23 protein-coding genes are annotated in these 25,337 nt (G+C 74.3%); 2 read left to right on the forward strand and 21 right to left on the reverse strand.

Annotated features, from left to right (window positions below; all coding sequences use genetic code 11):
* Positions 1-5 precede the first annotated feature (5 nt).
* Complete coding sequence (locus C1N81_RS15480; RefSeq protein ID WP_394429470.1) at positions 6-1,325, forward strand: glutamate-1-semialdehyde 2,1-aminomutase; 1,320 nt, start codon at positions 6-8, stop codon at positions 1,323-1,325.
* A 12-nt stretch (positions 1,326-1,337) separates the two neighbouring features.
* On the opposite strand, the gene C1N81_RS15485 is transcribed toward C1N81_RS15480, so the two are convergent.
* From C1N81_RS15485 to C1N81_RS15520, 8 genes are all read right to left on the reverse strand, one after another.
* The gene (locus tag C1N81_RS15485) at positions 1,338-2,018 is read right to left on the reverse strand and encodes a phosphatase PAP2 family protein (protein WP_394429472.1); all 681 of its coding nucleotides are present in this window, start codon (positions 2,016-2,018) and stop codon (positions 1,338-1,340) included.
* Between the two features lie 133 nt (positions 2,019-2,151).
* Complete coding sequence (locus C1N81_RS15490; protein ID WP_394429474.1) at positions 2,152-2,523, reverse strand: DUF3140 domain-containing protein; 372 nt, start codon at positions 2,521-2,523, stop codon at positions 2,152-2,154.
* A 36-nt stretch (positions 2,524-2,559) separates the two neighbouring features.
* Positions 2,560-4,218 carry a catalase gene (locus tag C1N81_RS15495; RefSeq protein ID WP_394429476.1) on the reverse strand — a complete coding sequence of 553 codons (1,659 nt, stop codon included), beginning with the start codon at positions 4,216-4,218 and terminating at the stop codon, positions 2,560-2,562.
* Between the two features lie 124 nt (positions 4,219-4,342).
* Positions 4,343-5,257, reverse strand: coding sequence for a glycosyltransferase family 2 protein (locus tag C1N81_RS15500; RefSeq protein WP_394429478.1), 915 nt, complete (start codon positions 5,255-5,257; stop codon positions 4,343-4,345).
* Positions 5,254-6,150: a glycosyltransferase family 2 protein gene (locus tag C1N81_RS15505; protein WP_394429480.1), complete on the reverse strand. Its 897-nt coding sequence runs from the start codon at positions 6,148-6,150 to the stop codon at positions 5,254-5,256. Before C1N81_RS15505 ends, C1N81_RS15500 begins: the two co-directional genes overlap by 4 nt.
* Positions 6,147-7,097 (reverse strand): glycosyltransferase family 9 protein, encoded by a 951-nt coding sequence (locus C1N81_RS15510; protein ID WP_394429481.1) that lies wholly within the window; start codon positions 7,095-7,097, stop codon positions 6,147-6,149. Before C1N81_RS15510 ends, C1N81_RS15505 begins: the two co-directional genes overlap by 4 nt.
* A complete protein-coding gene (locus tag C1N81_RS15515) occupies positions 7,094-8,011 on the reverse strand; it encodes an NAD-dependent epimerase/dehydratase family protein (RefSeq protein ID WP_394429483.1) in 918 nt (305 codons plus the stop codon). The genes C1N81_RS15510 and C1N81_RS15515 overlap by 4 nt, the downstream gene beginning before the upstream one ends.
* A 44-nt stretch (positions 8,012-8,055) precedes the next feature.
* A complete protein-coding gene (locus C1N81_RS15520; protein ID WP_394429485.1) occupies positions 8,056-8,802 on the reverse strand; it encodes an SDR family oxidoreductase in 747 nt (248 codons plus the stop codon).
* A gap of 553 nt (positions 8,803-9,355) precedes the next feature.
* Between C1N81_RS15520 and C1N81_RS15525 the strand changes: the two genes are divergently transcribed.
* Complete coding sequence (locus C1N81_RS15525; RefSeq protein ID WP_394437977.1) at positions 9,356-10,615, forward strand: MFS transporter; 1,260 nt, start codon at positions 9,356-9,358, stop codon at positions 10,613-10,615.
* Here the strand turns inward: C1N81_RS15525 and C1N81_RS15530 are convergent.
* From C1N81_RS15530 to C1N81_RS15590, 13 genes are all read right to left on the reverse strand, one after another.
* The gene (locus C1N81_RS15530; protein ID WP_394429487.1) at positions 10,612-11,667 is read right to left on the reverse strand and encodes a glycosyltransferase family 9 protein; all 1,056 of its coding nucleotides are present in this window, start codon (positions 11,665-11,667) and stop codon (positions 10,612-10,614) included. The genes C1N81_RS15525 and C1N81_RS15530 overlap by 4 nt on opposite strands.
* The gene (gene rfaE2, locus C1N81_RS15535; protein ID WP_394429489.1) at positions 11,664-13,061 is read right to left on the reverse strand and encodes a D-glycero-beta-D-manno-heptose 1-phosphate adenylyltransferase; all 1,398 of its coding nucleotides are present in this window, start codon (positions 13,059-13,061) and stop codon (positions 11,664-11,666) included. The genes C1N81_RS15530 and rfaE2 overlap by 4 nt, the downstream gene beginning before the upstream one ends.
* Positions 13,058-13,705: a D-sedoheptulose-7-phosphate isomerase gene (locus C1N81_RS15540; protein WP_394429490.1), complete on the reverse strand. Its 648-nt coding sequence runs from the start codon at positions 13,703-13,705 to the stop codon at positions 13,058-13,060. The genes rfaE2 and C1N81_RS15540 overlap by 4 nt, the downstream gene beginning before the upstream one ends.
* Positions 13,706-13,820: 115 nt before the next feature.
* The gene (locus C1N81_RS15545) at positions 13,821-15,110 is read right to left on the reverse strand and encodes a glycosyltransferase (protein ID WP_394429492.1); all 1,290 of its coding nucleotides are present in this window, start codon (positions 15,108-15,110) and stop codon (positions 13,821-13,823) included.
* Positions 15,107-16,072 carry a glycosyltransferase gene (locus C1N81_RS15550; RefSeq protein ID WP_394429494.1) on the reverse strand — a complete coding sequence of 322 codons (966 nt, stop codon included), beginning with the start codon at positions 16,070-16,072 and terminating at the stop codon, positions 15,107-15,109. The genes C1N81_RS15545 and C1N81_RS15550 overlap by 4 nt, the downstream gene beginning before the upstream one ends.
* A complete protein-coding gene (locus tag C1N81_RS15555) occupies positions 16,069-17,115 on the reverse strand; it encodes a glycosyltransferase family 9 protein (protein WP_394429495.1) in 1,047 nt (348 codons plus the stop codon). Before C1N81_RS15555 ends, C1N81_RS15550 begins: the two co-directional genes overlap by 4 nt.
* On the reverse strand, positions 17,112-17,771 hold the full coding sequence (locus C1N81_RS15560) for an HAD-IIIA family hydrolase (protein ID WP_394429497.1): 660 nt from the start codon (positions 17,769-17,771) through the stop codon (positions 17,112-17,114). The genes C1N81_RS15555 and C1N81_RS15560 overlap by 4 nt, the downstream gene beginning before the upstream one ends.
* Positions 17,768-18,859, reverse strand: coding sequence for a glycosyltransferase family 2 protein (locus tag C1N81_RS15565; protein ID WP_394429499.1), 1,092 nt, complete (start codon positions 18,857-18,859; stop codon positions 17,768-17,770). The genes C1N81_RS15560 and C1N81_RS15565 overlap by 4 nt, the downstream gene beginning before the upstream one ends.
* Complete coding sequence (locus C1N81_RS15570) at positions 18,859-20,520, reverse strand: carbamoyltransferase family protein (protein ID WP_394429501.1); 1,662 nt, start codon at positions 20,518-20,520, stop codon at positions 18,859-18,861. Before C1N81_RS15570 ends, C1N81_RS15565 begins: the two co-directional genes overlap by 1 nt.
* A 159-nt stretch (positions 20,521-20,679) precedes the next feature.
* A complete protein-coding gene (locus tag C1N81_RS15575; RefSeq protein WP_394429503.1) occupies positions 20,680-21,672 on the reverse strand; it encodes an NAD-dependent epimerase/dehydratase family protein in 993 nt (330 codons plus the stop codon).
* 111 nt (positions 21,673-21,783) lie between these two features.
* The gene (locus C1N81_RS15580) at positions 21,784-22,431 is read right to left on the reverse strand and encodes a hypothetical protein (RefSeq protein ID WP_394429504.1); all 648 of its coding nucleotides are present in this window, start codon (positions 22,429-22,431) and stop codon (positions 21,784-21,786) included.
* 80 nt (positions 22,432-22,511) lie between these two features.
* Positions 22,512-24,857, reverse strand: coding sequence for a hypothetical protein (locus tag C1N81_RS15585; protein ID WP_394429506.1), 2,346 nt, complete (start codon positions 24,855-24,857; stop codon positions 22,512-22,514).
* A 21-nt stretch (positions 24,858-24,878) separates the two neighbouring features.
* Positions 24,879-25,310: a hypothetical protein gene (locus tag C1N81_RS15590; protein WP_394429508.1), complete on the reverse strand. Its 432-nt coding sequence runs from the start codon at positions 25,308-25,310 to the stop codon at positions 24,879-24,881.
* Between the last annotated feature and the right edge of the window lie 27 nt (positions 25,311-25,337).

The following is a 25,337-nucleotide window of genomic DNA, read 5'->3' on the forward strand; positions in this document are numbered from 1 at the left end:
CCGACGTGGACGCGTTCGAACTCCCCCGCTCCGCGCAGGCCAACGAGCGCCTGCACGCCCTGATCCCCGGCGGCGCCCACACCTACGCCAAGGGCGACGACCAGTACCCCGAACACCTGGCCCCCGTCATCAGCCACGGCAGCGGCGCCCACGTGTGGGACGTCGACGGCAACCGCTACATCGAGTACGGGTCCGGGCTGCGCTCGGTCAGCCTCGGCCACGCCCACCCGCGCGTCACCGAGGCCGTCCGCCGCGAACTGGACCGGGGCAGCAACTTCGTCCGCCCCTCCATCCTGGAGGTCGAGGCGGCGGAGCGGTTCCTCGCGACCGTGCCGAGCGCCGAGATGGTCAAGTTCGCGAAGAACGGCTCGGACGTCACGACCGCCGCCGTCCGCCTCGCGCGCGCCGTCACCGGCCGCCCCCGCGTGGCGATCTGCGGCGACCACCCGTTCTTCTCGACGGACGACTGGTTCATCACGACGACGCCCATGTCCGCGGGAATCCCCGCGCAGACCGGCGAGTTGACGGTCGGTTTCCCGTACGGGGACCTGCCCGCCACCGAGGAACTCCTCACCCGGTACGAGGGCGAGATCGCCTGCCTGATCCTGGAACCGGCCGGGCACGTCGAGCCGCCGCCGGGCTATCTGGCGGGCCTGCGCGAACTCGCCGACCGGCACGGCTGCGTCCTGGTCTTCGACGAGATGATCACAGGTCTGCGCTGGTCGGAGGCGGGCGCGCAGGGCCTGTACGGGGTCACGCCCGACCTCTCCACCTTCGGCAAGGCGCTGGGCAACGGCTTCGCGGTCTCGGCACTCGCGGGCCGCCGCGAGCTGATGGAGCGGGGCGGCCTGCGCCACGCGGACGACCGGGTCTTCCTCCTGTCGACCACCCACGGCGCGGAGACGCACTCCCTGGCGGCGGCGATGGCCGTCCTCACCACGTACGTCGAGGAGGGCATCACGGCCCGCCTGCACGCGCTCGGCGAGCGGTTGGCGGCAGGGGTGCGGGCGGCGGCGGCCAGCATGGGGGTCGCCGACCACGTCCAGGTCCGGGGGCGCGCCAGCAACCTGGTCTTCGCCACCCTCGACGAGGCCGGGCGGCCGTCGCAGCCGTACCGCACGCTCTTCCTGCGCCAGCTCCTCGCGGGCGGCGTCCTGGCCCCGTCGTTCGTCGTCAGCAGCGCCCTCGACGACGCCGACATCGACCGCACGGTGGAGGTCGTGGCCCAGGCGTGCGCGGTCTACCGCAAGGCGCTGGACGCGCAGGACCCGACGGCCTGGACGGGCGGGCGCCCGGTGAAGCCGGTGTTCCGGCGCCGGGTGTGAGCTGACGGCAGGTCAGCGCGGGGTGGCCCGCCCGGTGCGCCGGGCGGTCACCCGGGCCGCGCCCCACGCGGTCACCGGTACGACCGTGAGGGCCGTGCACCATCCGGCGAGCACGTCGGTCGGGTAGTGCGCGCTCAGCGCGACCTGCGCCCAGCCCATGACGGACCCGGCGGCCAGCGCCAGGAGCAGGACGTACGCGAGGCGGCGCGCCAGGGCCATGGTCAGCACGAGCGCGACCGCCGTGAGGAAGGCGGTGTGCCCGCTCGGGTAGGACAGGTTCTCCGGGCCGTGGATGGTGCGCCCCACGAAGGATTTGACCAGCGTGGCGACGACCACCGTGAGGCCGACCGCGACGACGGCGAACACGGCGGCGCGCGGACGCCCGCGCCACAGGAGGACGGCCACGACAGCCGCCATCACGAGCACGGAGCCCGCGGGCTCCGCCAGGAAGTCGACGGTGAGGGCGACGGGGCGCCAAGGCGGTCCCACACTGTCGTCCGTCGGGTCGACGAACCACCGGTCCACCGTGCCGGGCCGGCTGTGCCCCGCGTACAGGATGCCGAGCACCACGACCACCAGCGCCGCGCACACGGCGACGAGGCCGAGCCACGCGCGCGGGGCCGGCGGGAGCACGGCGGGCTCCGGCCGGTGGGTCACACGTCCGCCGCTTCGTCCGACCGTCGGGCCAGCCATGAATCCGGTGCCTCCCCCTAGAGCCTGTGCGCCCCGCTCCGCTCCGACGCGCCCCTCAAGCATGCCCCCTGGCCCGCGCCGAGGCGGCCCGTTCCCCAAACCCCCGGGAGCGGACCGCCACCGGCGCCCCCGGTCACCGGTTCCGGTCGCCGCCGTGCTCGGAGGCGAGCGGCTTGAGCGGATCGTGGCCGAGCGACATCAGGCGGTGGCGCCAGTGCGGCTCACCCGCGGTGAGCTCCATGTCGGCGCCCCGCTCGGCGGTGACCGTGTCGACGACCTTGCGCATGACGCGGATGTCGTCCGGGGTCAGGTCCTTGCGGCGCTTGCCGAGGATCTCGAGGACACGGCGGCCGTTCTGGGTGCCCGCCTGGTCGGGAAGCTGCTCCGTCGTCTCGTCGGCGAAGCGGGTCCTGAGCCAGTCACCGAGTTCGCGGGCGTTCATGTTGACCACCGCGTGGAACTCGTTCCACAGCTCGTCCAGTTCCGCTTCGGGGATGTCCGTCATGATCACTGCTACCTTCCGGTCGGGGGAACGACGGTGTCAGCGGGTGACGACGTGCCGCTCGTCGGGGACGGAGTGCGTCATCGTCAGGCCGCTGACGTCGCGCGGCGGGTTGTCGCCGAGGCGGGCGAGGCGGGCGCGGTCCTCGTCGGTCAGGTCCTGGCCGTCCAGCGGCCGGAGGTGCGCGACGTCCTGCGGGGAGATCCCGATGCCCTCGCCGACCCGGAGGCCGAGGTCGTTCTCGACGAGGAGGAAGTGCCAGACCATCCGCTCCTGGACGGGCCGGTCGCACTGGGACAGCAGGTCGGTGAAGTTCTTGACGAGGTCGTCGCGCTCCCAGTCCTCCATGAGGCAGTAGCGCTGGCCCGCCTGGAGGTAGTCGTTGGTGCGGGCGATGCGCCTGCGGGTGAGCCTGCCGGTGATCTCGGGGCCGACCTCGTCGGGCGTGAAGTGCTCCGCCTCGCGCAGGCCGCCGGTGATGGACGGCTCGTAGTTGACGATCGGGTTCCCGCCGCCGCCGTCGACGTGGTAGGCCATTTGGCCGTCGCGCTGGTTGGTGCGCACCTCGGTGTTCTTGGCCTGGTTGACGGGGAGCTGGAGGTAGTTGGCGCCGACCCGGTAGCGCTGGGTGTCGCTGTAGGAGAAGGTGCGGCCGACCAGCATCTTGTCGTCGGAGAAGTCGAGGCCGTCGACGAGGACGCCGGTGCCGAAGGAGATCTGCTCGTTCTCGGCGAAGTAGTTCTCCGGCATCCGGTCCAGGACCATCCGGCCGACGGGCCGCGGCGGGAAGTCCTGCTCCGGCCAGACCTTCGTGTCGTCGAGCGGGTCGAAGTCCAGCTCGGGGTGGTCGTGGTCGGCCATCATCTGGACGAGCAGCTCCCACTCGGGGTGCTCGCCGCGGGCGACCGACTCGTACAGGTCCTTGGTGGCGTGGCCGAGCCCGTCGGCCTGCACGTTGGCCGCGTCCTCCTCGGTCATGGAGCGGACGCCCTGCTTGGGCATCCAGTGGTATTTCACGAGGACGCTCTCGCCGTCCTGGTTGACCCACTTGTACGTGTTGACGCCGAAGCCCTGCATGTGGCGGTAGTCGGCGGGGATGCCGCGCGGGCTGAACAGATTGATCAACATGTGCATGGACTCGGGGGTCTGCGACATGAAGTCGAAGATGCGGCGCGGCTGCTGCTCGAAGGTGACGGGGTCCGGCTTGAGCGCGTGGATGACGTCGGGGAACTTGATGGCGTCCCGGATGAAGAAGACGGCCAGGTTGTTGCCGACGAGGTCCCAGTTGCCGTCCTCGGTGTAGAACTTGACGGCGAAGCCGCGGGGGTCGCGGGCGGCCTCGGAGGAGTCGCGGCCGCCGATGACGGTGGAGAACCGGACGGCGACGTCGGTGCGCTTGCCGCGCTCCTGGAACAGCTTGGCGCGGGTGAAGCGGGAGAGCGGCTCGTCGCCGAAGGTGCCGTACGACTCGAAGTACCCGTAGGCGGTCACGCCGCGCGCGTGGACGACGCGCTCGGGGACGCGTTCGCGGTCGAAGTGGCTGATCTTCTCCAGGAACTGGTAGTTCTCCAGCGTCGCGGGGCCGCGGGAGCCGACGGTGCGCTGGTTCTGGTTGTCGTGGACCGGGTGGCCCTGCCGGTTGGTGAGCGTCTCCCGGCCGTCGTCCGGGGTGGGCCCCTTGCTCGCTGTGTCCGTCACGTGCGTCGACTCCTTCGACCTTTGGGTACCGTTCGGTTAGGTACTGTTCTGTTAGGTACGGTTCATTCGGTTTTATTAAGCTATGCCCATTTTTGCTCGGGCAAACGGCTCTCGGGCGCGCCTGTCAGCCGACGTAGCGACGGGCCGTCGAATGGCGGCGCGCCTCCTCCAGGGCGACGAGCCGCGCCTCGATGTGCGCGGGGACGGGCGCCCGCTGCCGGAGCACCCAGGGCAGTCCCGCGAGCGCCTCGGCGAAGGCCCGCGCCGACGCCGCGTCACGCGGCACGGTGCGCGCCAGGTGCCCCGTACGGCGCAGGGCCGCGGGCCAGGGGCGGCGCAGCCAGGTGAACCACAGGGTGTTGCGGATGCCGAGGACGCGCCGCCGGGTGCTGTCGCGGACGGGTGAGGCGGCGTGATGGATCGTCAGCTCGGGTACGTAGGCCAGCCAGTGGCCCCGGGTGAGGAGGTCGGTGGCCAGGAGCTCCTCCTCGCCGCCGAGGAACAGGCCGGGGTGGAAGCCGCCCGCGGCCAGGAAGGCGTCGACGCGGATCACCGTGGCGGCGGCGAGGAACGAGCCGAGCGCGGGCCCCGGCAGCCAGGCGGGCCCGGTCAGGGGCGAGTCGCGCAACTCCGCGACCACGGGGTCCTCCTTGCCCGACGGCTCGACGACGATCCGGGCCGTGACGGCGGCCAGGTCCTGGTGCGCGTCAAGGAGGTCCGCGGCGTGCCGCAGCGAGCCGGGGTCCCACCAGGTGTCGTCGTCGCAGAACGCCACGTAGGGCGCCCGGACCCGGCGGACGGCCAGATTGCGGCCGACGGCGCCCAGATTCCGGCCGGGGCGCACCAGTTCGACCTCGGGGAAGAGCCGGGCGACCGCCTCCGCCGTGCCGTCGCGCGACCCGTTGTCGGTGACGACCACGTGCGGCCGTTCGGGGAGCGCGCGCAGGACGCGCAGAGTGCGGAGCAGCTCCGGGCGGCGGTCCTGGGTGATCACGACGACGGCCGTACGGGGGTCGGGCCCCGCCGCGCCGGTCGTCACCGCCGCCCTCGCACGCCGGACACGGGCCGGTCCAGGAGCCGGGCCGCGTGCTCGACCCGGGCGGGCAGCGGGCTGCGGTCCCGCAGCGCGGCGGGGAGCCGGGCCAGCACCCCCCGCAGCGCGCCCGCGGCGTCCCGCTCGCCCCGCGCGGCCGCCGAGGCGAGCTGTGCGGTACCGCGCAGGGCCACCGTCAGGGGCCGCCGGAGCCAGGCGGTGAGCAGGGCGTTGCGCCGCTGGACCACGGTGCGGCCGGGCCGCCCGCCGGGGTCGGGGTGGTGGTGGGCCGTCACCGACGGGTCGTAGGTCACGCCCCAGCCGCACGCCGCGAGATCGTAGGCGAGCAGGGTCTCCTCGCCGCCGAAGAACAGCACCCGGTGGTAGCCGCCCGCGTCGAGGAAGGCCCGGCGTCTCGTGACCGCCGCGCAGGCGAGGAACCCGAGGACGGGGCGGCCGGGCAGATCGTCGGCGGCGGGCAGCGGTGAGCCGGCGAGCACATGGTTCAGCGGGTCCTCGGTCCTGTCGGGGCCGACGAGGGTGCGGGCGGCCAGCAGGCCGAGGCGCGGGTGCGCGTCGAAGAGGTCCGCGGCGCTGTCCAGGGCACCCGGCGCCCACCAGGAGTCGTCGTCGCTGAAGGCCACGTACGGCGTGGTGGCGTGGCGGACGGCGAGGTTGCGGCCGAGGGCCCCGGTGTTGCGCCCGGCCACGACCACGCGCGCGCCCCCGTGATGGGCGCGGACCGCCTCGACGGTGGCGTCGGTGGAGCCGTTGTCCACGACGATGACGGGCGGCCGCTCCGGCAGCGCCGCCAGCTCGTCCAGGGCGCGCACGAGGCTCGCCCGGCGGTTGCGCGTGATCACCGCGACGGTGGTGCGCGGCGGGCCCGCCGCGCTCACGCCGCACCGCCCATGTGCAGCTTCTGCACCGCGCGCAGCACGTCCCGCGCCGTGGCCTCGCCCGGGTCCCCGAGGACGACGGACGGTACGCCGTAGGGGCCCCGGCGCTCGGCCGGCAGGTCCGGGGAGCAGACGGAGACGACCGGGGTGCCGGTCGCCGCGGCGAGGTGGGCGGGGCCGGTGTCGCCCGCGACGACGACGTCGGCCGCGCGCACCACCCCGGCCAGGGTCCGCAGGTCGGTGCGGCCGCCGAGGTCGACGGCCGTGCCGCCGCCCGCCGCGTGGCACAGCCCGCTCTCCTCGGGCCCGCCGGTGACGACGACCCGGTGTCCGGCGTCGGCGAGCAGCGCCACCGTCTCGGCCGCGCGCCCGGCGTCCCAGCGGCGCTCCGGCGCACCGGCGCCCGGGTGCAGGACGACGTAGGGGCCATTGCCGGTCAGGCCGCTCGTGTCGGGGGCCGGGAGGACGCGCGGGCGGCCGTCGTCCCCGGCCCTCGGGGCGAAGCCCAGGGCGGCGGCGAGGTCGAGCCCCGCCTCGGCGTCATGGCGTCCGGGCAGGCGCGGATGGCCTACGTCGACGAGGGTGGCGGGGTGGTCGGCGCCCTCGGCCCCGATGCGGTGCACGCGGGCCATGCGCAGCAGGAGCGCGATCGGCAGGGGGCCGCGCGCGGAGACGGGCAGGACGAGCGCGACGTCGTACGCCGCGTCCCGCAGGCGGCGCAGCAGCCCGTCGACGTCGGCCTCGTCGACGGTCGGCGGGCGGGCGCCCTCCCACGGCGCGTCCCAGACCAGGACGTCGTCGACGCCGGGCAGCAGTGCGGCGGCGGCCTCGCCGCGCGGGCCGCACAGGAGGGTCACGTGGTCGGCCCCCGCGGCGACGGCGCGGACCGCGGGGCCGGACAGGAGGACCCCGGTCATGCCGTCGAGGCACACGACGAGCGCCTTCACGGCCCGTCCTCCCCCAGGCCCACCCGGCCCACCCGGTCCCCTCGGTCCCCTCGGTCCTGGAAGGCGGCGAGGGTGCGCTTGAGCCCGTCCTCCCAGAGGATCCTGGGCGTCCAGCCGTACAGCTCGTGCGCGAAGCCCGTCTCGGGGCGGGGCGGTTCGGGGTCGTCGGCGGGCGGGCCGCCGAACTCCAGGCGTGCGCGGGAGCCGGTCAGCTCGATCACCCGGCGGGCGATCCGCTCGACGCTCGCCCCGGGGTCGCCGCCGATGTCGACCGGGCGCACGGAGCGGCTGGCGGCGACCAGGAGGACGCCGTCGACGAGGTCGTCCACGTAGCAGAGCGAGGGGGTGGCGGTGCCGTCGCCCGGGACGGTCACGGGTCCGCCGGCCAGGGCCTGCCGGATCAGCGCGGGGATCAGTCCGCCGCCGTCGCGCGGGCCCATGCGCGGGCCGTAGGCGGGGAAGGCGCGCACGATGCCCGCGTCGGCCCCCTTGTCGGCCGCGTGGGCGGTGGTCAGCGCCTCGGCGAGCCGCTCGGGGGCGTGCGGGGCGCAGGGGGAGACGAGCAGGAACCGCGCGTCGTCGCGCTCCGCGAGGGCGAGGGCGGTCCGGGTGCCCACCGCGTCGGCGCCGGGAGGCGGGACGTGCAGCACGAGGTCGTAGGGCCCGGCGGGGGAGGCGGGGCGGTCGGACCGCGCGAGGTCGTGCTCCAGGAGCCGGAAGCCGGGGCCGTCCACCAGGTGCGCGACGTCGCCGCTCAGGGCGGCCGGGCCGGCCAGGCAGTCGACCTCGACGCCCGCGTCGAGCAGCCGCTCGCACAGGTGGGAGCCGAGGAAACCGGTGCCCGCCGTCACCAGGGCCCTGCTCCAGGGCGGCGGGGCGACCGGTGCCAGGGAGAACAGTGCGGGCGTCGTCATGGCTCACCCTTCCTTCCGGGGAGGCCGGTGTGAGGACAGGCGGATCAGGGCCAGGACGGTTCCCTGCGCGGCACGACGACCAGCTCGCCCACCACACTGCCCGCCGGGACCGACAGCGCGTACAGGACGGTGTCGGCGACGATGTCGGGGCTCTGCAACATGCTGACGTCGGCGTCCGGGAAGCGCTCCAGGATGAACGGGGTCTCCATGCCGCCCGCGATGATGCCGGTGACCCCGATGCCCACGCAGTCGCGCTGCGCCTCCTGGAACAGCGTGTGGGTGAAGGCGCGCAGCCCCGACTTGCCCGCCGCGTACGGCCCCGCCTCGGTCCAGGTCCGGTTGGCGGCGGTGGACAGGATGTTGACGATGTGGCCGCCGCCCCGGGCGATCATGCGGCGGTAGGTCTCCAGACACAGGTACATGGGCCCGAGGAGATTGGTCCCGATGACCCGCGTCACCTCGTCGGCCGTCAGGTGCTCGATGGGCTTGGAGACGTCGACGGCGGCGTTGTTGACGAGGATGTCGACATGGCGCCCCGCCTCCTCCAGGCCCGTGAAGACGGCGGCGACCGCCGCCGGGTCCCGTACGTCCATCTCCACGAACCGGGCGTCCTGCCCCTGGCCGCTCAGCTCGTCGCAGAGCGCCCGGGCCAGATCCGCCCGTACGTCGGCGACGAGGACGGCCGCTCCGGCCCCGGCCAGGCGCCGGGCGATCGAGGCGCCCAGGCCCCGGGCCGCGCCGGTCACGAGGGCCTGTTTGCCGCGGAGGTCGACCCGTGCTGCGTCGCCCATGACTGTGTGCCTTTCGTCGCGCCGCTCACCGCGGCGCACGCTCCGTGACCGCTCTCTCTCCCACTGTGACGCGGGGTGCGCCGCACGGCATGTCGGGCGCGGGGCCGCGGGAGGGGGTCGGCGGCTGTGACGGCGTTCACGGAATACGGCGCGGGGAGGGGCGGCGAGAGCCGCTTCGGGAGCGTGTGAGCAAGCACACCAGAAGCGCGAAATCCGTTGCCAGGGAGGCTGGTTGAGGATGTTCGGAGGCCCCTGCGGGCCGCTCGGGCCCGAGCCGTCCAGAAGCGCTTCTCGTGCGTCTGCCACCATGGTCATCGCCGTGCTCCCGAGCATCCGCCGCCGCGCAAAGACGAGCCGCACGTGATGCCCCCCGAGCACACGGCGCACGCCCCTCCCCGAGTCCTCCGCGACTCGTCCCCTCGTCTCCTCTCGTCTCCCGAGTGCTCCTGTGTCTTTTTCTCCCTTGTCGCGTCTCCCGCGTCTCCCGCGCTTCCCGCGCGCCGTCGCCGCGCCGTCCGGCACCTCCCCGTGGCGGTCCCTGAAGTACCGCAGCATGCGCTGGTGGTCGGTGGCCAACTTCGTGTCCAACGCCGGTACGTGGATGCAGCTGACCGTGCAGAACCTGCTGGTCCTGCAGATCACCGGGTCCGCCGCCGCGACCGGCCTGTCCATGTCGGTGCAGGCGGCGCCCGCGCTCCTTATGAGCGTGGCGGGCGGCGCGGCCGTCGACCGGCTGCCCCGCAAGCTGACCGCCGCCGTCAGCCAGGCCCTGCTCGGCGCGATCGCCTTCACGACGGCCGCGCTCGTGGCGACCGGGCGGCTGGATCTGACCCTGCTCATGGTGCTGGCCGCCGTCACCGGCGTCGTCGCCACGGTCGACGGGCCCGCGTGCGCGCTGCTCGGCAACGACCTCGTGCCGCCGCAGGACGTGCCCTCCGCCATCGGGGTGGGCTCCCTCGTCCACAGCGCGGGCCGGCTCGCCGGTGCGGCGCTCGGCGGCGTCACCGTCGGGTTCCTCGGCACGGCCGCCGCGTACGCCGCCAACGGGGTGTCGTTCCTCTTCGTCACCGCGGTGATCCCGTTCCTGCGCCCCGCGTACGGGGCGGTGCGCGCCGCCGTGTCCGCTCCGAGGAAGGGCCGCGACGCGGAACCGGACGGGCAGGACATGACCGTGCGGCAGGGCTTGATGTTCTTCCTGCGGCGGCCCCGGCTCGTGGCCCTCGCCGGTGTCACCGGCATCAGCGCGATCTTCGGCCGGAACTACAGCCTGACCCTCGCCGTGCTGGTCACGGGGCCGCTCGCCGGGGGCGCCGGATCGTTCGGCACGGTCTCGACCGTCCTCGCCGTCGGCGGCATCCTCGGCGCGGTCCTCGGCGCGCGGCTGCGGCGCCCCTCGGTGCGGCTCGTGGGCACGCTGGCCGCCGCGGGCGGCCTGCTGCAGGCGGTGGCGGGGTTCTCCCCCTCCTTCGCCGTCCTGCTGGTCCTCGTCCTGCCGATGGCGGTCGTGGAGACCGTCTCGGACACCGCGGGCACGACCGTCCTGCAGACGGACCCGCCCGCGCACCTGCGGGGCCGCGTCCTCGGCGTGTGGGGCAGCATCAGCACCGCCTGGGGCCTCGCGGGCCCGCCCGCGCTCGGTCTGCTCATGGAGGTGGCCGGGGCCCGGGGCGCCCTGGTCTCCGGCGGCCTGATCATCGCGGTCTCGGTCGCGGCGGGCCACCTGCTGCGCAGGCGCCGGGTCACCGCGCCGGTCGCCCTGCGCGCGGAGGAGCACGAGGCGGCGGTGCGGCCCGCGATGGGCACGGCCGCCTAAGAAGTCCTCGTCCCCGTCCTCGTCTTGGTCGGCTGGGTCTGTCGCACCGGCAGACCGCGTACGGCGTCGACGACCTCGGCGGGCGTGATGCGCAGGAGACGGGCGTCCGGGCGGTCGCCGTGGGCGTCGCCGGGGCGTGGCGCGTCGTCGGGGCCGGGGTGCCACAGCACGTGGTGGCGCGGGTCCGGCGGTGGTCCCCACAGGCGCGGGGCGACGGGCCCGAACAGGACGGCCGAGGGCGCGGCGAGCGCGGTCGCGAGGTGGGCGAGACCGGTGTCGCCGACGATCACGCAGCGGGCGCGCGCGACGAGCGCCGCCAGCCGGTCGAACGGCACGTCCGCCGCGCCGCCCAGGACGGCGCCGTCCGGCAGCCCGGCCGCCGCCGCGACACCCCGCGCGAGCGCCTCCTCCCCCGCCCCCGCCGTCACGACGACCTCGTGCCCGTCGGCGTGCAGCGCGGCGGCCACGGCCGCGAACCGGTCCGGCGGCCAGCGGCGGGCGGCGGCGTCCGCGCCGGGGTGCACGACGACCGCGCCGGGCGCGGGGGACGGCGTGACGGGCGGCGGAATCCGCAGATCCGCCGGGTCCGCGTCGATTCCGTACCAGGACAGCAGGCGGCACCACCGCTCCCGCTCGTGCTCGTCGTCCCGCCAGACGGGCCCCTCAATGCCGGGGGTTCCGGGGTGGGCGTACGCGAAGAGCCGCCGGGGGCGCAGGCGCTGGAGCAGGAGGTGGCTGGGCGGCCCGTTGCCGTGCAGGTCCACGGCGAGTTCGGGCGGCGGCCCGCTCCAGGGCAGTTCGGCGGGGACCGCGCGGCCGGTGGCCGAGGTGGGCAGCAGCCGGTCCACGAGCCCCGTCGCGGCGGCGGGGGCGGCCAGCCGCGCGGGTGCCGCGAGCACGATCTCGTGCCCCGGCCACCGCCGCCGCAGCGCACGCAACGCCGGCACGACGACCAGCAGATCCCCGAGCCCGAGGGCGCGCAGGACGAGGATGCGGGGGTGGTCGGGGGGCCGGTGCGCGAGCCCGTCCCGGCCGGCCCGCGCCGTCCTCATGACGCCGCCCCCGGCGGCACCGTGGCGGCCGCCGCGCGGCGGGCCAGTTGGGTGGTGGAGCGGCCGTCGAGGTAGGGCAGGACGACGGCCTGGCCGCCCCAGGACCGCAGGGTGCGGGCTTCCGGCAGATCCTGGACGGAGTAGTCGCCGCCCTTGACCCAGACGTCGGGCCGCAGCCGCGCGAGGAGTTTCTGCGGGGTGTCCTCCTCGAAGACGGCGACGGCGTCGACGCTGCCCAGCGCTTCCAGGACGCGGACCCGGTCCGCCTCCTGGTTGAGGGGGCGCCCCGGGCCCTTGCGGCGGGCCAGTGAGGCGTCGGAGTTGAGGCACACGATCAGGCAGTCGCCGATCCGCCGGGCGCTCTCCAGGAGACCGACGTGGCCCGCGTGCAGGAGGTCGAAGCAGCCGCCGGTGGCGACGACCGTGCCGCCGCGCGCCCGCACCCGTTCGGCGAGGGCGAAGGCGTCGGTCACCGGCGTCTCCTCGGCGCGGGGCACGGGCGCCGAACGCCACAGCTCCGGGTTGCCCGCGCCGCCCGCCGACACGAACGCGGCGGCCTCCGCGACGGCCCTTTGCAGCGCCTCCTCGGGCAGCGCGCCGTCGGCGAGGGCGGCGGCCGTCGTCGCGGCGAAGCAGTCCCCTGCGCCGCACGGATCGCCGGACGCGCGGTACGGCGGCGGTACGAGCATCGGCGTGCCGGAGCCGGGGCGGGTCAGGAGGACTCCGCGCTCGCCGAGGGTCACCGCGACACCGGCGGCCTGCCAGCGGGCGGCGAGTTCGGTGCCGCGCGCGGCGTACGCGGCGAGGGTCTCGTCGCCGCCGGGGCACAGGGCGCGGCTCTCCGCCGCGTTCGGGGTGACGAGCCGCGCGCCGGGCACGGGGGCGTCGCCCTTGGGGTGCGGGTCCCAGACCAGCGGGGTCCGGGCGGCGACCGCCGCGAGGTGGTCCCGTACGGCGCTCGCCGTGCCGCGCCCGTAGTCGGCGACGAGGACGGCGTGGGCCACGTCGAGCGCGTCGCGCACGGCGGCGTCGGGGGCGCCCGGGGTGCCGCCGCCCCGGTCGATGCGCACCAGGGGCCGGCCGGCCGCGAGGACCCGGGTCTTCACGGGCAGGGTGCCGTCGAGGGGCAGCTCCACGAGGCGGACGCGGCCCGCGAGTGCGCGGCGTACGGCCTCGCTGGCGTCGTCGTCGCCGAGCGCGGTGACGAGCACCACCTCGCGTCCGCCGCGGGCGGCGAGCGCGGCGGCGAGGCCCGCGCCGCCGGGGTGGCGCCGGTCGGCGGTGACGTCGACGACGGGGGCGGGGGCGTCCGGGGCGAGGCGGGTGGCGACGCCCTCGATGTCCTCGTCGAGCAGGACGTCCCCGACGACGACGAGCGGCTTCGGGGGCGTCACGACAGGGTCCCGGGGACGGGGACCACGCGGGGCGCGGCCCTGCGGGCGGTGGCCGCGACGGAACCGGTGAGCGCGGCGTCGAAGGCCTCGCACAGCAGGTGGACGGCGACGAGGTGGGTCTCCTGCACGGTGGCCGTGGTGTCGCCGTCGATGTGGAGCGCCTCGTCGGCGGCCTCGCCGAGGGGGTTCGGGCCCGCCCCGGTGAGCGCCCAGACGCGCAGTCCGGCGGCCCGGCCCGCGACGGCCGCGGTGATCAGGTTGGCGCTGCGGCCCGACGTGGAGAGCAGCAGCAGGATGTCGCCGGGCCTGCCGTGCGCGGTGACCTGCCGGGCGAAGACGTGGTCGAAGCCGTAGTCGTTGCCGATCGCGGTCATCGCGGAGGTCTCGGCGTGCAGCGAGATCGCCGAGTACGCGGGGCGCTCGTGCCGGTAGCGGCCCACCAGCTCCGCGGTCAGGTGCTGCGCCTGCGCGGCGCTGCCGCCGTTGCCCGCGGCGAGGAGGCGGCTGCCCGCGGGCAGCGCGGCGGCGAGCCGGCCGCCCCACTCCGCGATCCGGCCGAGGCTCTCCCGCCGCAGCCGGCCGAGGGCCTGCTCCAGCGACCGGCAGTGGGTGTGGGCGGCGTCGAGTGCGGGGGATTCGCTCATATCGGGTCGGGCGTACCGCGCCCGGGGGCGTCGGCGGGCCCGCACCTCCTTCGAGAGGGCGAGGGGGCGATCAGATCGGACGGGGGCCGGGGCGGGGCGCCCCGGGGTCACCGGCTCACACCGCCCCCACCCCGCTGACCACCGGCAGGGCGTCGAGGACATCGCAGTACGCCGCCTCCGTGGCGGCGGCCACCCGGTCCCAGCCGAAGCGCCGCAGGGTCCTGCGGCGGCCCGCCGCGCCGCTGGCCTCGCGGGCCACGGGGTCGGCGAGGAGCGCGGCGACGGCGCGGGCGAGCGCCTCGGGGTCGCGGGGCGGGACGAGGCGGCCGGTCGCCGGGTCGGCGACCGTGTCGAGCTGTCCGCCGACGGCGCTGGCGACGACGGGCCTGCCGCAGGCCATGGCCTCCAGCGGCACGATGCCGAACGGTTCGTAGTCGGCGGGGCACACCACCACGTCGGCGGCGCGCAGCAGCGACGGCACGTCGGCGCTGGGCACGCCGCCCGTGAAGCGGACCCGGTCGGCGACCCCGGCCCGGCGGGCGAGGGCGCGCAGGCGGCGGACCTCGGGGTCGTGGCCGAGCCGCTCGGCGGGCGGCCCGCCGACGACGATCAGCTCCGTCTCGGGCAGCCGGGCGAGCGCGGCGACCGACACCGCCGCGCCCTTGCGGGGCACGAGCCGCCCCAGCTGGAGCAGCAGGTGGCGCTGGGTGCCGCGGCGGGCGACGGGTCCGCGCGGGCTGAACAGGTCGGTGTCGACGCCGCAGGGCACGATGCCGATCTTGCCGGCCGGGATGCCCATGCGGACCAGTTCGGCGACCTCGTCGCGGCAGGTGGCGATGATCCGTTCGCAGCCGAGCCCGACCTCGGTCTCCAGGGCGATGCGCTGGGGCGGGCTGGGGTCGGCGTGCCGCTGGTGGCGCCGCTTCACGGTGCCGAGCGCGTGGTACGTGTGCAGCAGCGGGAGGCCGAGCCGCCGGGTGGCGCGCAGGGCGGCGAGCCCGGACATCCAGAAGTGTGCGTGCACCACGTCGGGGGGCCGGTCGCGCCAGACGCGGGTCAGGTAGCGGCCGAACTCGTCCATGTGGGGCAGGAGTTCGTCCTTGGGTATCTGTTCGGGCGGCCCTGCGGGCACGTGGTGGACGCGTACCCCGGCGCGCAGCGACGTCTCCTCGGGGAGGTCGCGCGCGTCGCGGCGGGTGTAGACGGTGACCCGGTGGCCGCGGTCGGCGAGGGCGCCCGCGAGGGCGGCGACGTGCACGTTCTGGCCGCCGGCGTCGACGCCGCCGAGCGCGGCGAGGGGGCTCGCGTGCTCGGAGACGAGGGCGATGGACAGCGCCCCGCTCGCGGCGGGCGACGCTCCGAACGAGCCGCTGTCGAAGGGGACGGGGCCGGGGAACGGGGTCATGAGCACGCCTCCGTGAGCACGCGCTCCCAGTCGGCGAGGAAGCGCTTGAGTCCGTACCGTTCGAGGGCGGCCTGCCGGGCGCGGGCGCCGTCGGCGGCCGCCGCCTCCGGTTCTTCCAGATAGTGGCGGGCGGCGCGGGCGAGGACCTCGGGGCGGGTGGAGAGCGTGCCCGTGCCGGCCGGTACCGCCTCCACCGCTTCCGTGGTGGCGAGCGCCACGACGGGCATCCCCAGGTGCATCGCTTCGAGCAGCGAGAGGCCGAGCGAGGTCCAGCGCACCGGGTGGAGGTACAGACGGCGCTCGGCGAGGGCCGCGTGCAGCTCGCTCTGCGGCAGGTCGGCGGTGCGGCACCGCTCCTCGGTGAGGCCCAGGTGTGCGGCGAGCCCGTCGGTGCGCATGCCGAACACGTCGAGCGGGGCCGCTTCGCTGAGGGCGGGCAGCAGGTCGGTGCCGGTGTAACGGCCGCGCCGCACCGGTTCGTTGACGACGACGGCGGCGCGGGCGATCCGCCCGGTGTACAGGTGGCCGGGGTCGACGATGCCGTGCTCGATCACCTCCGTACGGGTGGTGCCGCACTCCCAGAACAGCCGGTTGAAGTGGGTGACGTGGACGAGCGTCAGGTCGGCGCGGTCCGCGCAGGGGTGCCGGGTGTCGGGTACGTCGCCGTCGGGCGTGTTGTGCTCCAGGTAGACGGCGGGCACGTCGCGTCCGGGGCGGCGACCGCCCAGCCAGCGCTCGGCGAGGTCGATCTCGTGCGGCCGCTGGAGCAGCACCAGGTCCACCTCCTCGTCCCGCAGTTGTTCGGGCGTGACCTCGCGCACCGACGCGGGCCAGGAGAATGTCTCGGCCCGCCCGAGCCCGTCCGGACCGCGGTCCGGTGTCACGGGAACGAGGTAGGTGTGCGGCCCTTGGACGAACGCGGTCGTCCAGGACCCGTGCACGTGCCACAACAGGATGTTCATACGGTCGCTCCTCGTTCCGTTGTCCGGCAGGGGACGCCGTCGGCGAGCGCCGCCACGGCCTTCAGCACCTCCGCGTCACCGACCCCGTCGAGACAGGGGTGGCCCGGCAGGGGGCAGTGGCGCGCGCGGCTGTCCGCGCACGGGGCGCGCTGGTCGCCGAGCAGGACGTGCGGGACGCCGTAGGGTCCCCAGCGCTCGGCGGGCACCACCGGCGCGAAGAGACACGCGACGGGTGTCCCGACGGCGGCGGCGAGATGGCCGGGCCCGGTGTTGCCGACCACGGCGGCCCGTGCCCCGGCGAGTACGCCCGCCAGGTGGCGCAGGTCGGTGGCGCCGCCGAGGTCGAGGGCGTGGCGTCCGGCGACCTTCGCGGTCAGCTCCCGCTCCCCCGGTCCGCCGGTGACGACGACCCGGTGCCCGTCGGCGGCGAGCGCGGCGGCGGCGCGGGCGGCCCGTCCGGGGCTCCAGGCGCGGGCGGGGACGGCGGCGCCGGGGTGCAGCACGACGTAGGGGCCGGGCCCGGTGAGCGCGGTGGTGTCGGGGGGTGTCGTCACGCGCAGCGCGCCGTCGTCCCCGTCGGGGAGCGCGCATCCGGCGGCGCGGGCGAGGTCGAGGGCGGCCGTCGCCTCGTGGCGCCGCTCCCTGCGGTGATGGCGCAGGTCGAGGAGGGCGCCGGGGTAGTCCTCGCAGTCGGCGCCGATCCATCCGATCCCGGCGAGCTTCAGCAGCAGGGCGACGGGCAGCGGGCTCTGGTGGAAGGAGACCAGGACGAGGGCCCGGTCGAACCGCCCCGCCGCGACCGCGTCGACGATCTCCCGCGTCGCCGCCCGCGACACGGGCGCCGGCGCCAGCCCGACCCAGGGGGCGTCGTGCACGAGGACGTCGTCGACACCGGGCAGCAGCAGCCCCGCGTCGGCCCCTTGCGGCCCGCACAGCAGGGCGGTGTACGAGGACCCGGCGGCGACGGCGCGCACGGCGGGCCCGGCGAGCAGCACGTCACCGGCGCTGTCGAGGCGGACGACGAGGGTGCGGGGCTTGGTCACCACCGCTCCACCCCCTCGGCCGGGGCCCCGGAGCCCACCGGAGCCGTGCGGCCCAGCGCGAGCCGGACCGCGCTCAGCAGGTCGGGCGCGACGGCCGGGGCCGCGTCGGTCTCCTCGGCGCGGGTGACCGGCGTGGGGACCAGTACGCCGCGGGCGCCCGCCGCGCGGGCCGCCGCCACGTCCGCGCCGATGTCGCCGATGACGACGGCGCGGCCGGGCGGGACGCCGAGGCGTTCGCAGGCGGCGAGTACGAGCCCTGGCCGCGGTTTGCGGCAGGCGCAGCCGTCGTCCGGGCCGTGCGGGCACACGGCCCAGACGGCGAACGGGCCGAGGAGCGCGTCCACGCGCCGCCGCACCGCGTCGACCTGATGGCATGTCAGGAGCCCGCGCGCGACGCCCGACTGGTTGCTCACGACGCCGACGGGGACACCGGCCGCCCGTGCCGCCTCGACGGCGGCGCGCGCGGTGGGCATGAGGCGTACGCGCGCCGGGTCCCCGTTGTAGGGGACGTCCTCGACGAGCGTCCCGTCCCGGTCGAAGAGGACGGCGCGGGGAGGGGCCGGGCAGGAGGCCGAGGGGGCCCTAGAGGCCCCGCGCGGCGCGGGGCGCGGGCCGTCGAACAGCCAGGGTCCGGGGCCGATCGGGTCTCTGGTCACGGCCGCACCCGTTCCTCGTCGCCCGGTACCGGCGGCGCGCAGGACGCGGCGTCGGAGCCGGGGCCCTGCCCGTAGCGGGCCGCCGGGGTCACGTCGCGGTGCAGCAGCTGACCCCGTAGCCAGTGCCAGGTGGCGGCGGGCGGGATGAGCACGCTGGTCACGGCCATCGCCGTCACTTCGTCGCGGCTGCGGGGGCCCGGAGCGATACGGGCCAGGGCGAACTCGGCGGTGCCGGCCAGCCACAGCGCGGCGCAGGCCGCGGCGGCGACGGGTTTGCGGGCCGCCGCGCACAGCAGGGCCCCGGTGGCCGCCGCCGTCAGCCCCGCGTGGCGCGGCAGGCGTCCGCGCGGGGCGGCGGCGCGGCCCCACCAGTCTCGGCCGTGCAGCCGCGTCATGAGGACGTCGTCGGCGTTGCCCGCCTGGAGCCGCACGGAGATCCAGCGGCTCGCTGGCCGTACCGGATGCGTCGTGGAGCGGGTGCCCTCGGCGACCGTCCAGCCGAGCCCGATCACCCGCAGCGCGAGATCCGCGTCCTCGCGGAACGCGCGCCGGAACCGTTCGTCGAACCCTCCCGCCTCCGCGAGGGCCGCGCGGCGGTACGCCATGTCGGCGGTGATCCACTGGGCGGTCGCGAGCCCTGCCGTGCTGCGTTCCCAGTCCGTCGGCCGCCGGTCGGCGGGGAGCGGCACGTCGATGCGGGCGGTGACGGCGCCTTCGCCGGAGGTCGCGGCGGCGAGGTCGAGCGCGAGGTCGTCGCACCAGGTGGGCCCCGGTACGACGTCGTCGTCGAGGAAGACGATCCAGGGCGCGTCCCCGGCCGCCCGCCACCCGGCGTTGCGGGCGGCGGCGGGCCCGTGCCCGCCGCCGCTGATCACGGTGGTGCGGGAGGTGAGCGGTTCGGGAACCTCCACCGGCAGCGGCGACGCGGCCTGCGCAGGCGGCCGGTCGTCGACGAGGACGAGCCGGTCCGGCTTCGGCCCGGCGGCCCCGGCGAGCGCGCGCAGGGTCGTCTCCAGACTGGGCCGCCCGAGAGTGGGGATCACGACCGCGTACGTGGTCGGGGAGTCGTCGGCGTCGTACCCGGCCATCACAGCGCCTCCGCCTCTGCGCCCCCGAAGAGGTCCTGGCGCCGGATCGCGTACGGGCCGATGGCAAGGAGGTCGACCGGCGAGGAGCCGAAGCACTCCAGGGCGTCACGCGGATCGTCGACCATGGGCCGGCCGGCCGTGTTCAGGCTGGTGTTGACGACGACGGGCAACCCGGTGAACCGCTCGAAGTGCTCCAGCATGCGGGCGACGAGCGGCTCCTGACCCCGGTCGACGGTCTGGATCCGCGCCGTGCCGTCGACATGGACGACGGCCGGGATCCGGTCCCGCCAGGGTTCGGCCACGTCGTGCACGAAAAGCATGTACGGGCTCGGCATCGGCCCGTCGAAGATCGCGGGGGCGCGCTCGGCGAGCACCATCGGGGCGACGGGCCTGAACTGCTCGCGCCCCTTCACGTCGTTGAGCCGTTCCAGGTTGCCGGCGTGGCCGGGGTGGGCCATGAGGGAGCGGTGCCCGAGCGCCCGGGGCCCGTACTCGGAGCGGCCCTGGAACCAGGCGACGATCCGGTTGTCGGCGAGGGCCCGGGCGACGGTCTCGGCGATGTCCGGCGGCCGTTCGAAGGAGACGGCGGCCGTCTTCAGCCAGGCGCCGAGTTCGGCGTCGGACCAGTCGCGGCCCAGGTCGGCCCCGGCCATGGGTTCCGGCTGGATCCCTTCCCCGGCGGTCAGGAGAAGCGCCCCGCCGAGGGCGGTCCCCGCATCCCCCGCCGCGGGCTGCACCCACACGCGGGAGAACGGACCCTCCCTGGCGATACGGGAGTTGGCGACGCAGTTCAGGGCGACGCCCCCGGCAAGCGTCAGCACACTGTGATGGGTCTTTCCGTGCAGCCACCGTGCGAGATCGAGGATCGTCTCCTCGAGGACGGCCTGGGCGCTCGCCGCCACGTCCGCGTGGTCCTGGGTCCACGGCTCGTCGGCGCCGCGCGGCGGGCACAGCTCGTGCCACGGCACCGCACTGGCCCGGAACCCGCCGTCCCCGGTCGGATACACGTGGCGGCGCAGCTCCTCCAGCATGCGCGGGGTGCCGTGGGAGGCGAGCGCCATCACCTTGAACTCGTCGGAGGAGCGCAGGAATCCGAGGTGCTCGGTCAGCTCCTCGTAGACCAGGCCGAGGGAGTGCGGGAGGTCCTGCGCGTACAGCGGCTCCAGCGTGTCGCGGACGCGGCGCGCGGCGAGGTGCGAGGCCCGCTCGCCCCGCCCGTCGAGCACGAGCACGGAGGAGTCCTCGGCGTCGGGCGCGGCGAAGGCACTGGAGGCGGCGTGCGCCATGTGGTGCGGTACGAAGCGGACGATGCCGGGGTCGAGTCCGGGCAGCGCCGCCTTGAGGAAGTTCGGCGCCTCACGGGCGTACGTCTGCCGGAGATGGTCCCAGGGGTCGTCGAGCCCCAGCACGTCGGCAGGCCGGGCGAGTTGAGGATCATAGGAGTACGCGACGGCGTCCAGGTCCTCGGGGCGCAGTCCGGCCCGGCTCAGACACCAGGCGGCGGCCTTCTCGGGCAACTCCCAGGCGGAGAACGGCAACGGCCGCTTGCCGTGCTTGCGCCGCGAGAACCGCTCCTCCTCCGCGGCGGCGACGGTGTGCCCGTCGATGACGAGGGCGGCGGCGGGGTCGTGGAACAGTGCGTTGATTCCGAGGATGCGCATGAGGTGTGTCCGTGTCTCTTTCGGTGTTGCTCACGGGACACGTCGTCGGAGGAGGCGGTGGGCCGCACAGGCGCTCACCGGCGCTCACCGGTCGGACGACGCGCGGGGTCAGGGGCGTCATCGCCGCTGCGACAGAGGTCGGCGGGTGGGGCTCTGGAGTCAGCGGCCGGAGTTCTTCGTACGGCTCTCGGTGGCGCGGAACCAGTCGATGGTGCGCCGCAGCCCTTCCTCGGCGCCGACCTGCGGCTGCCAGCCGAGCTTGTCACCGGCGAGGGTGATGTCGGGGCAGCGGACGGCGGGGTCGTCGGTGGGCCGGTCGATGAACCGGATGTCCGAGGACGAACCGGTCAACTCAATGATGAGACGCGCCAGTTCGAGCATGGTCAGCTCGCCGGGGTTGCCGATGTTGACGGGGCCGCGCATACCGTGGGCGGCCGCCGCGAGGATGCCGGACACGGTGTCGTCGACGTAGCACAGCGAACGCGTCTGGCGCCCGTCACCCGTGACGGTCAGCGGCTCGCCCGCGAGCGCCTGCCGGATGAAGGTGGGCACGGCGCGCCCGTCGTGGCCGCGCATCCGCGGACCGTAGGTGTTGAACAGCCGGACGATGCCGGTGTCGGTGCCCTCGGCCTCGGCGTGGGCGGTGGTGAACGCCTCGCCGAACCGCTTGGCCTCGTCGTAGACGCTCCGGGGCCCGACCGGGTTCACATGCCCCCAGTACCGCTCGTCCTGCGGGTTCTGCTCCGGGTCGCCGTACACCTCGGACGTCGAGGCCAGCAGGAACCGGGCACCGCTGCGGTGCGCGAGCCGCAGGGCGTTACGCGTGCCCAGGCTGCCGGTCTCCAGGGTGTGCAGGGGCAGCCGGAGATAGTCGGCGGGGGACGCCGGCGAGGCGAAGTGCAGCACCAGGTCGGGGGGCCGCTCGACACCGATCCCCTCGGCCACGTTCGCCCGTACGAGCGTGAACCCGGGCTGGTCGAGCAGCGGCTCCACATTCTCGGGGCGCCCCGTACTGAAGTCGTCCACGCAGGTCACCGCGGTTCCCCCGGCCAGCAACGCGGTGCACAGGTGCGACCCCACGAACCCCCCGCCGCCGGTGACGACGGCGTGCCCCCAGTCATGCCCCCAGCTCGGTATCCGTTCCGCGATCATGCTGGTCTCCTCCGGTACACGGCGACGGCGTGTCGCTCGCCCAGCGTCAGCCAGGCGACTGCCGGGGGCCCGGCGACGCGGTGCATTGGAGTGAGTGACGGAGGGTGAGGCTCAAACGGGATTAAGGACGGCCCGAGCGGGCAACCCGCCGTTCTTCGCACAGCCCAGTTCCTTGGCCATGGCGAGGGAGAAGGAGTGGGCGACGGTGGCGTAGGCGTCTTTGAGGGCCTTGAGCTCGCCGTCGTCGCCTTCGGGTTCCGTGGGCTTGCCGCCGGGCCGTACACCGATGACGACGTGGGCCGCGTTCGACGGGCCGGGCAGCTTGTCGCTGTTGCACGCGAAGAAGACGTAGGACTTGTTCGGCGCCGTCACGGCCCGCTCCCCCATCTTCAGCACGGTGAACTCGGGGGCCGAGGGGCCCGACGGGGCGTCGTCCGCCAACTCCCAGGTGATCCCGAGCTCGAAATGCGGTGTCTTGAGGGGCGTGAAGATGCGGCAGACGTCCTCGGTGCGGGAAGCGAGCGGGGCCGCCTCGGCAAGATTCACCGCGGCCGCCTGAACGTTGTTCTTCTCACCCGACGCCTCGAACCGCGACGCCCCCGTGATCACCTTCAGCGCCTTGGCCGCCTCGGCGGACACGGCATGGCCGCCGCAGAGTTTCGTCGCCGAGACCACCTTGTAGTCGTCGGGAAGCCCGTCGTCCGCCCCGTCCCCTCCGCACCCGGTGGCCCCGAGGAACAGGGCGCCGCACGTGGCCATGGGGAGGAGCAGTCCCCCGCGTACCGACCCACGACCGATCAATGTCCGCATCCTTATGTGTCCTCGGCCGACCACCGGTCTCAGCCGGTCTCCGGGTCGTTGCCCTGCTGGTTCTCCCGGTCGTTGCCGACCCCGTAGCCAAGCAGCATGGACTCCTTCAGGTCCTGGCCGAACTTGCTGTTCGGGTCGATGCCGTTGTTCAGCAGGAAGGCCTCCATCGGGGCCTCGGCCATGCTCTCGCCAGAGGAGTAGATCTTGGTCTTCTCTTCTCTGGTCAGCTCCTCCACCTTCTCCTTGTGCTCGTCCACCGAATTGTCGGCACCGTCGCCGACCATCTGGCCGATGAGCTGTTCGGCGGCGCCGCTGGCGGTGTCGGTCGCCAGCGGGATGAGTACCGCCGCCGTGCCCACGGCCGCGGTCGCGGGCAGGAAGGCGACGCCCGCCGCGATGCCCGCGGTGGCGCCGAACTCGACCCAGCCCGCCCGCTTGGCGACCGCCTTCTCGTAGTCCTCGTGGGTCTTGAGGTTCGTCGCCTCGACCTGGTCGGCGCGGGACTGGTCGAGCATGCCCTGCACCTCGCCGCCCACGCGCACGGTCGCCCTGGCGGCACCCTCGTTCGGCTGTCCGTCGGCGCCCACGGTCTGCTCCAGCGCGCTGCGGGTGTAGACCTGCTCCGCGGTCGAGAGCGTCGCGTAGGCGTCCGGGTGCTGGCCCATGGTGCTGAGAAAGCCGCGGATGGCGCTCCGCCCGTTCCCGTCCGTGGTGTCCGAGAAGTCGAGATGCCCTTCGCCGTTCTTCGGCGCGAACACACTCTGCGGATCGTTCTTGTCCAGCGCCCAGTTGATGTCGTCGATGTAACCGGCGCCCATGGTGCCCAGGCTGTCGGCCATCGCCTCGTGATGCTCCTTGAGCAGCCCCGGATCGGCCCCGTACTTCTCGATGACCTTCTGCATGATCGCGGCGTTGTCGTCGTCCCGCGCCACACCGGCGTCCGGATGCCCGGCCGGGTAGCCGAGGGTCGCGGCCTCCAGGGCGTGTCCGAGGGCGTCGGGCATGTGGTCGAGCGACCCCTTGAGCTCCTTCTCGTCGAGCGAGTTGACGTCGCCGAAGGACTCCCAGTCCTCGTTGGTGAAGAAGTCGAGGTAGTTGTCGAAGGCCTGGCCGTCCTTGCCCTTCCCGAGGTTGGCCGTGGCCCCGTTGTTGACCGTGCCGTCCTCGTTGTAAGCGGTCGGCGGGTCGGTGAAAAACTTCTTCGCCGCTTCCGGACTGTTGCCGAGCGCTTCGAGCATGGCGGTGGTCGGGTCGTACCCGGCACCATTCTTCCCGGAAGGGTTGAACGGATCCTTGAACGGACTGTTCACCACCTTGTTGTCGGCGAACATGTACGGGTCCTTCGCATGCAGCTGCGCCACATGCTCCGCGATCGGATTGAGGAACTTCGCGTCATAGTTCCCGTACCGCATGATCCCGCCGAGCAGCTGGTACCCGAACGGCCCGCCGTAGTCGTTCTTGGCGAGCGGAATGCGCTCCGTACCCAGTTTACGAAGCTCAGGCCCCCACTTGTCGCTGAATTCCTTGTCGTGGGAGGCGGTGGCCAGGTTGAGCCCGAGGTTCCGCTGAAGTTCCTGAACGTCCTTGAGCCGCTCGGCGTCGACCTTGCCGTATTCGTACGTGTCCGTGGAGAGCTGGCCGAAGAAGGCGAGGGACTTCTCGGGCCCGAGCTTCTCGTAGAACCCCTTGGAGAACTCCGCCGACTTGCTGTTGTCCGCCAACAACTCATTGAGCTGCTGAAGTTCGGCGTGGGTGATGTCCCGGCCCTTGGACGCGAGGGCGGCGGCGCGGGCGGCCTCCTCCTGGTCCAGCTTCGTGTATGTGGGAGCGCTGAAGTCCTTGCGGTCGGTGACGTTGGCCTCAAGGCTGTTCTTGAGGGCGACGTCGGTGTCGTTGCAGTCGTCGACGATCTGGTCGATCCGCTTCTGCCACGACTCGATGTTCTTCCGCTCCTGCTGAAGGAGGTCGCTGTAGTCGGGGTCGTGCCGCGCCCCGGGCTGCTCGGACAGCGGGTGCCGCGCGGTGACCTTGCCCTTGCCGTCCACGGAGATTCCGGCGTCGGGCCCCTCGTGGTCCCGGATGCTCTCGAGGTCGTCCTTGGCCTTCTTGATGGCCGAGTAACCGTCCTCCAGGATCAGCTTCACGCCCTTGGCCTCGGCGGCGGCGTCCGCGAACTCCTTGACGGTCTTTCCGATGAACGCCTTGGTGACCCCGGCGTTGACGCCTTCCCAGGCCGCTTTGTCCGCCTTGGCCTTCATTCCGTCACCGGCCTCGGTGGCGAGCTTGTCCAGCTTCCCCGCCATCTCGGACCAGTCGTCGGCGGCGGCCTTCAGCTTGCCCACCGGGGCGTCGATGATGTCCTCGTACTTCAGCATGGTGTCGCGCTCCCCCGAGCCTTACTTCATGTATTCCGAGAGGGCGGATATCCGCGTGAGATCGCCCTCGACCTTCGCCTCGTCCTTGGCGTGCTGGGCCTTGCTGTAGTCGAGGTGGTTCGAGATCTGCGCGCAGGACTCCGTCAACGTCTTCAGATGCGTCTGCCAGAAGTCGTGCACCTTCTGCACGGCCGCGCCGCTCGCGAAGTTCCCGTTGGTCAGCGCTGTTGCCGCGTCGGACGTGGAGACACGGGCGATGTCACCGTCCTTCCGCACCCGCCCCAGCAACTCATAGGCGTCGCTGCCGATGGCACCGAGGTCGTCCCGGTGAACGACGAGATCACCCCCGCCGCCACCTCCGCCGCCGCCGTCGGCCGGAATCCCGTTGAGCCGCATGGCACTACGCTCGGCCGCCGCCGCCCGCAGTCCGGCCCATTCCTGCTCGAACGTCATGTATGCCCCCGTATATGACCGGCCGGG

It is taken from the genome of Streptomyces sp. SGAir0957 (assembly GCF_043523415.1).

What these genes read in the sequence shown, in the direction of transcription:
- C1N81_RS15525 (WP_394437977.1), top strand. Translation starts at nt 9,356, where the DNA reads ATGCGCTGGTGGTCGGTGGCCAACTTCGTGTCCAACGCCGGTACGTGG.
- C1N81_RS15490 (WP_394429474.1), bottom strand. Translation starts at nt 2,523, where the DNA reads ATGACGGACATCCCCGAAGCGGAACTGGACGAGCTGTGGAACGAGTTC.
- C1N81_RS15540 (WP_394429490.1), bottom strand. Translation starts at nt 13,705, where the DNA reads ATGAGCGAATCCCCCGCACTCGACGCCGCCCACACCCACTGCCGGTCG.
- C1N81_RS15485 (WP_394429472.1), bottom strand. Translation starts at nt 2,018, where the DNA reads ATGGCTGGCCCGACGGTCGGACGAAGCGGCGGACGTGTGACCCACCGG.
- C1N81_RS15515 (WP_394429483.1), bottom strand. Translation starts at nt 8,011, where the DNA reads ATGACGACGCCCGCACTGTTCTCCCTGGCACCGGTCGCCCCGCCGCCC.
- C1N81_RS15545 (WP_394429492.1), bottom strand. Translation starts at nt 15,110, where the DNA reads ATGACCCCGTTCCCCGGCCCCGTCCCCTTCGACAGCGGCTCGTTCGGA.
- C1N81_RS15585 (WP_394429506.1), bottom strand. Translation starts at nt 24,857, where the DNA reads ATGCTGAAGTACGAGGACATCATCGACGCCCCGGTGGGCAAGCTGAAG.
- C1N81_RS15520 (WP_394429485.1), bottom strand. Translation starts at nt 8,802, where the DNA reads ATGGGCGACGCAGCACGGGTCGACCTCCGCGGCAAACAGGCCCTCGTG.
- C1N81_RS15565 (WP_394429499.1), bottom strand. Translation starts at nt 18,859, where the DNA reads ATGGCCGGGTACGACGCCGACGACTCCCCGACCACGTACGCGGTCGTG.
- C1N81_RS15590 (WP_394429508.1), bottom strand. Translation starts at nt 25,310, where the DNA reads ATGACGTTCGAGCAGGAATGGGCCGGACTGCGGGCGGCGGCGGCCGAG.
- C1N81_RS15575 (WP_394429503.1), bottom strand. Translation starts at nt 21,672, where the DNA reads ATGATCGCGGAACGGATACCGAGCTGGGGGCATGACTGGGGGCACGCC.
- C1N81_RS15580 (WP_394429504.1), bottom strand. Translation starts at nt 22,431, where the DNA reads ATGGCCACGTGCGGCGCCCTGTTCCTCGGGGCCACCGGGTGCGGAGGG.
- C1N81_RS15530 (WP_394429487.1), bottom strand. Translation starts at nt 11,667, where the DNA reads ATGAGGACGGCGCGGGCCGGCCGGGACGGGCTCGCGCACCGGCCCCCC.
- C1N81_RS15550 (WP_394429494.1), bottom strand. Translation starts at nt 16,072, where the DNA reads ATGAACATCCTGTTGTGGCACGTGCACGGGTCCTGGACGACCGCGTTC.
- C1N81_RS15570 (WP_394429501.1), bottom strand. Translation starts at nt 20,520, where the DNA reads ATGCGCATCCTCGGAATCAACGCACTGTTCCACGACCCCGCCGCCGCC.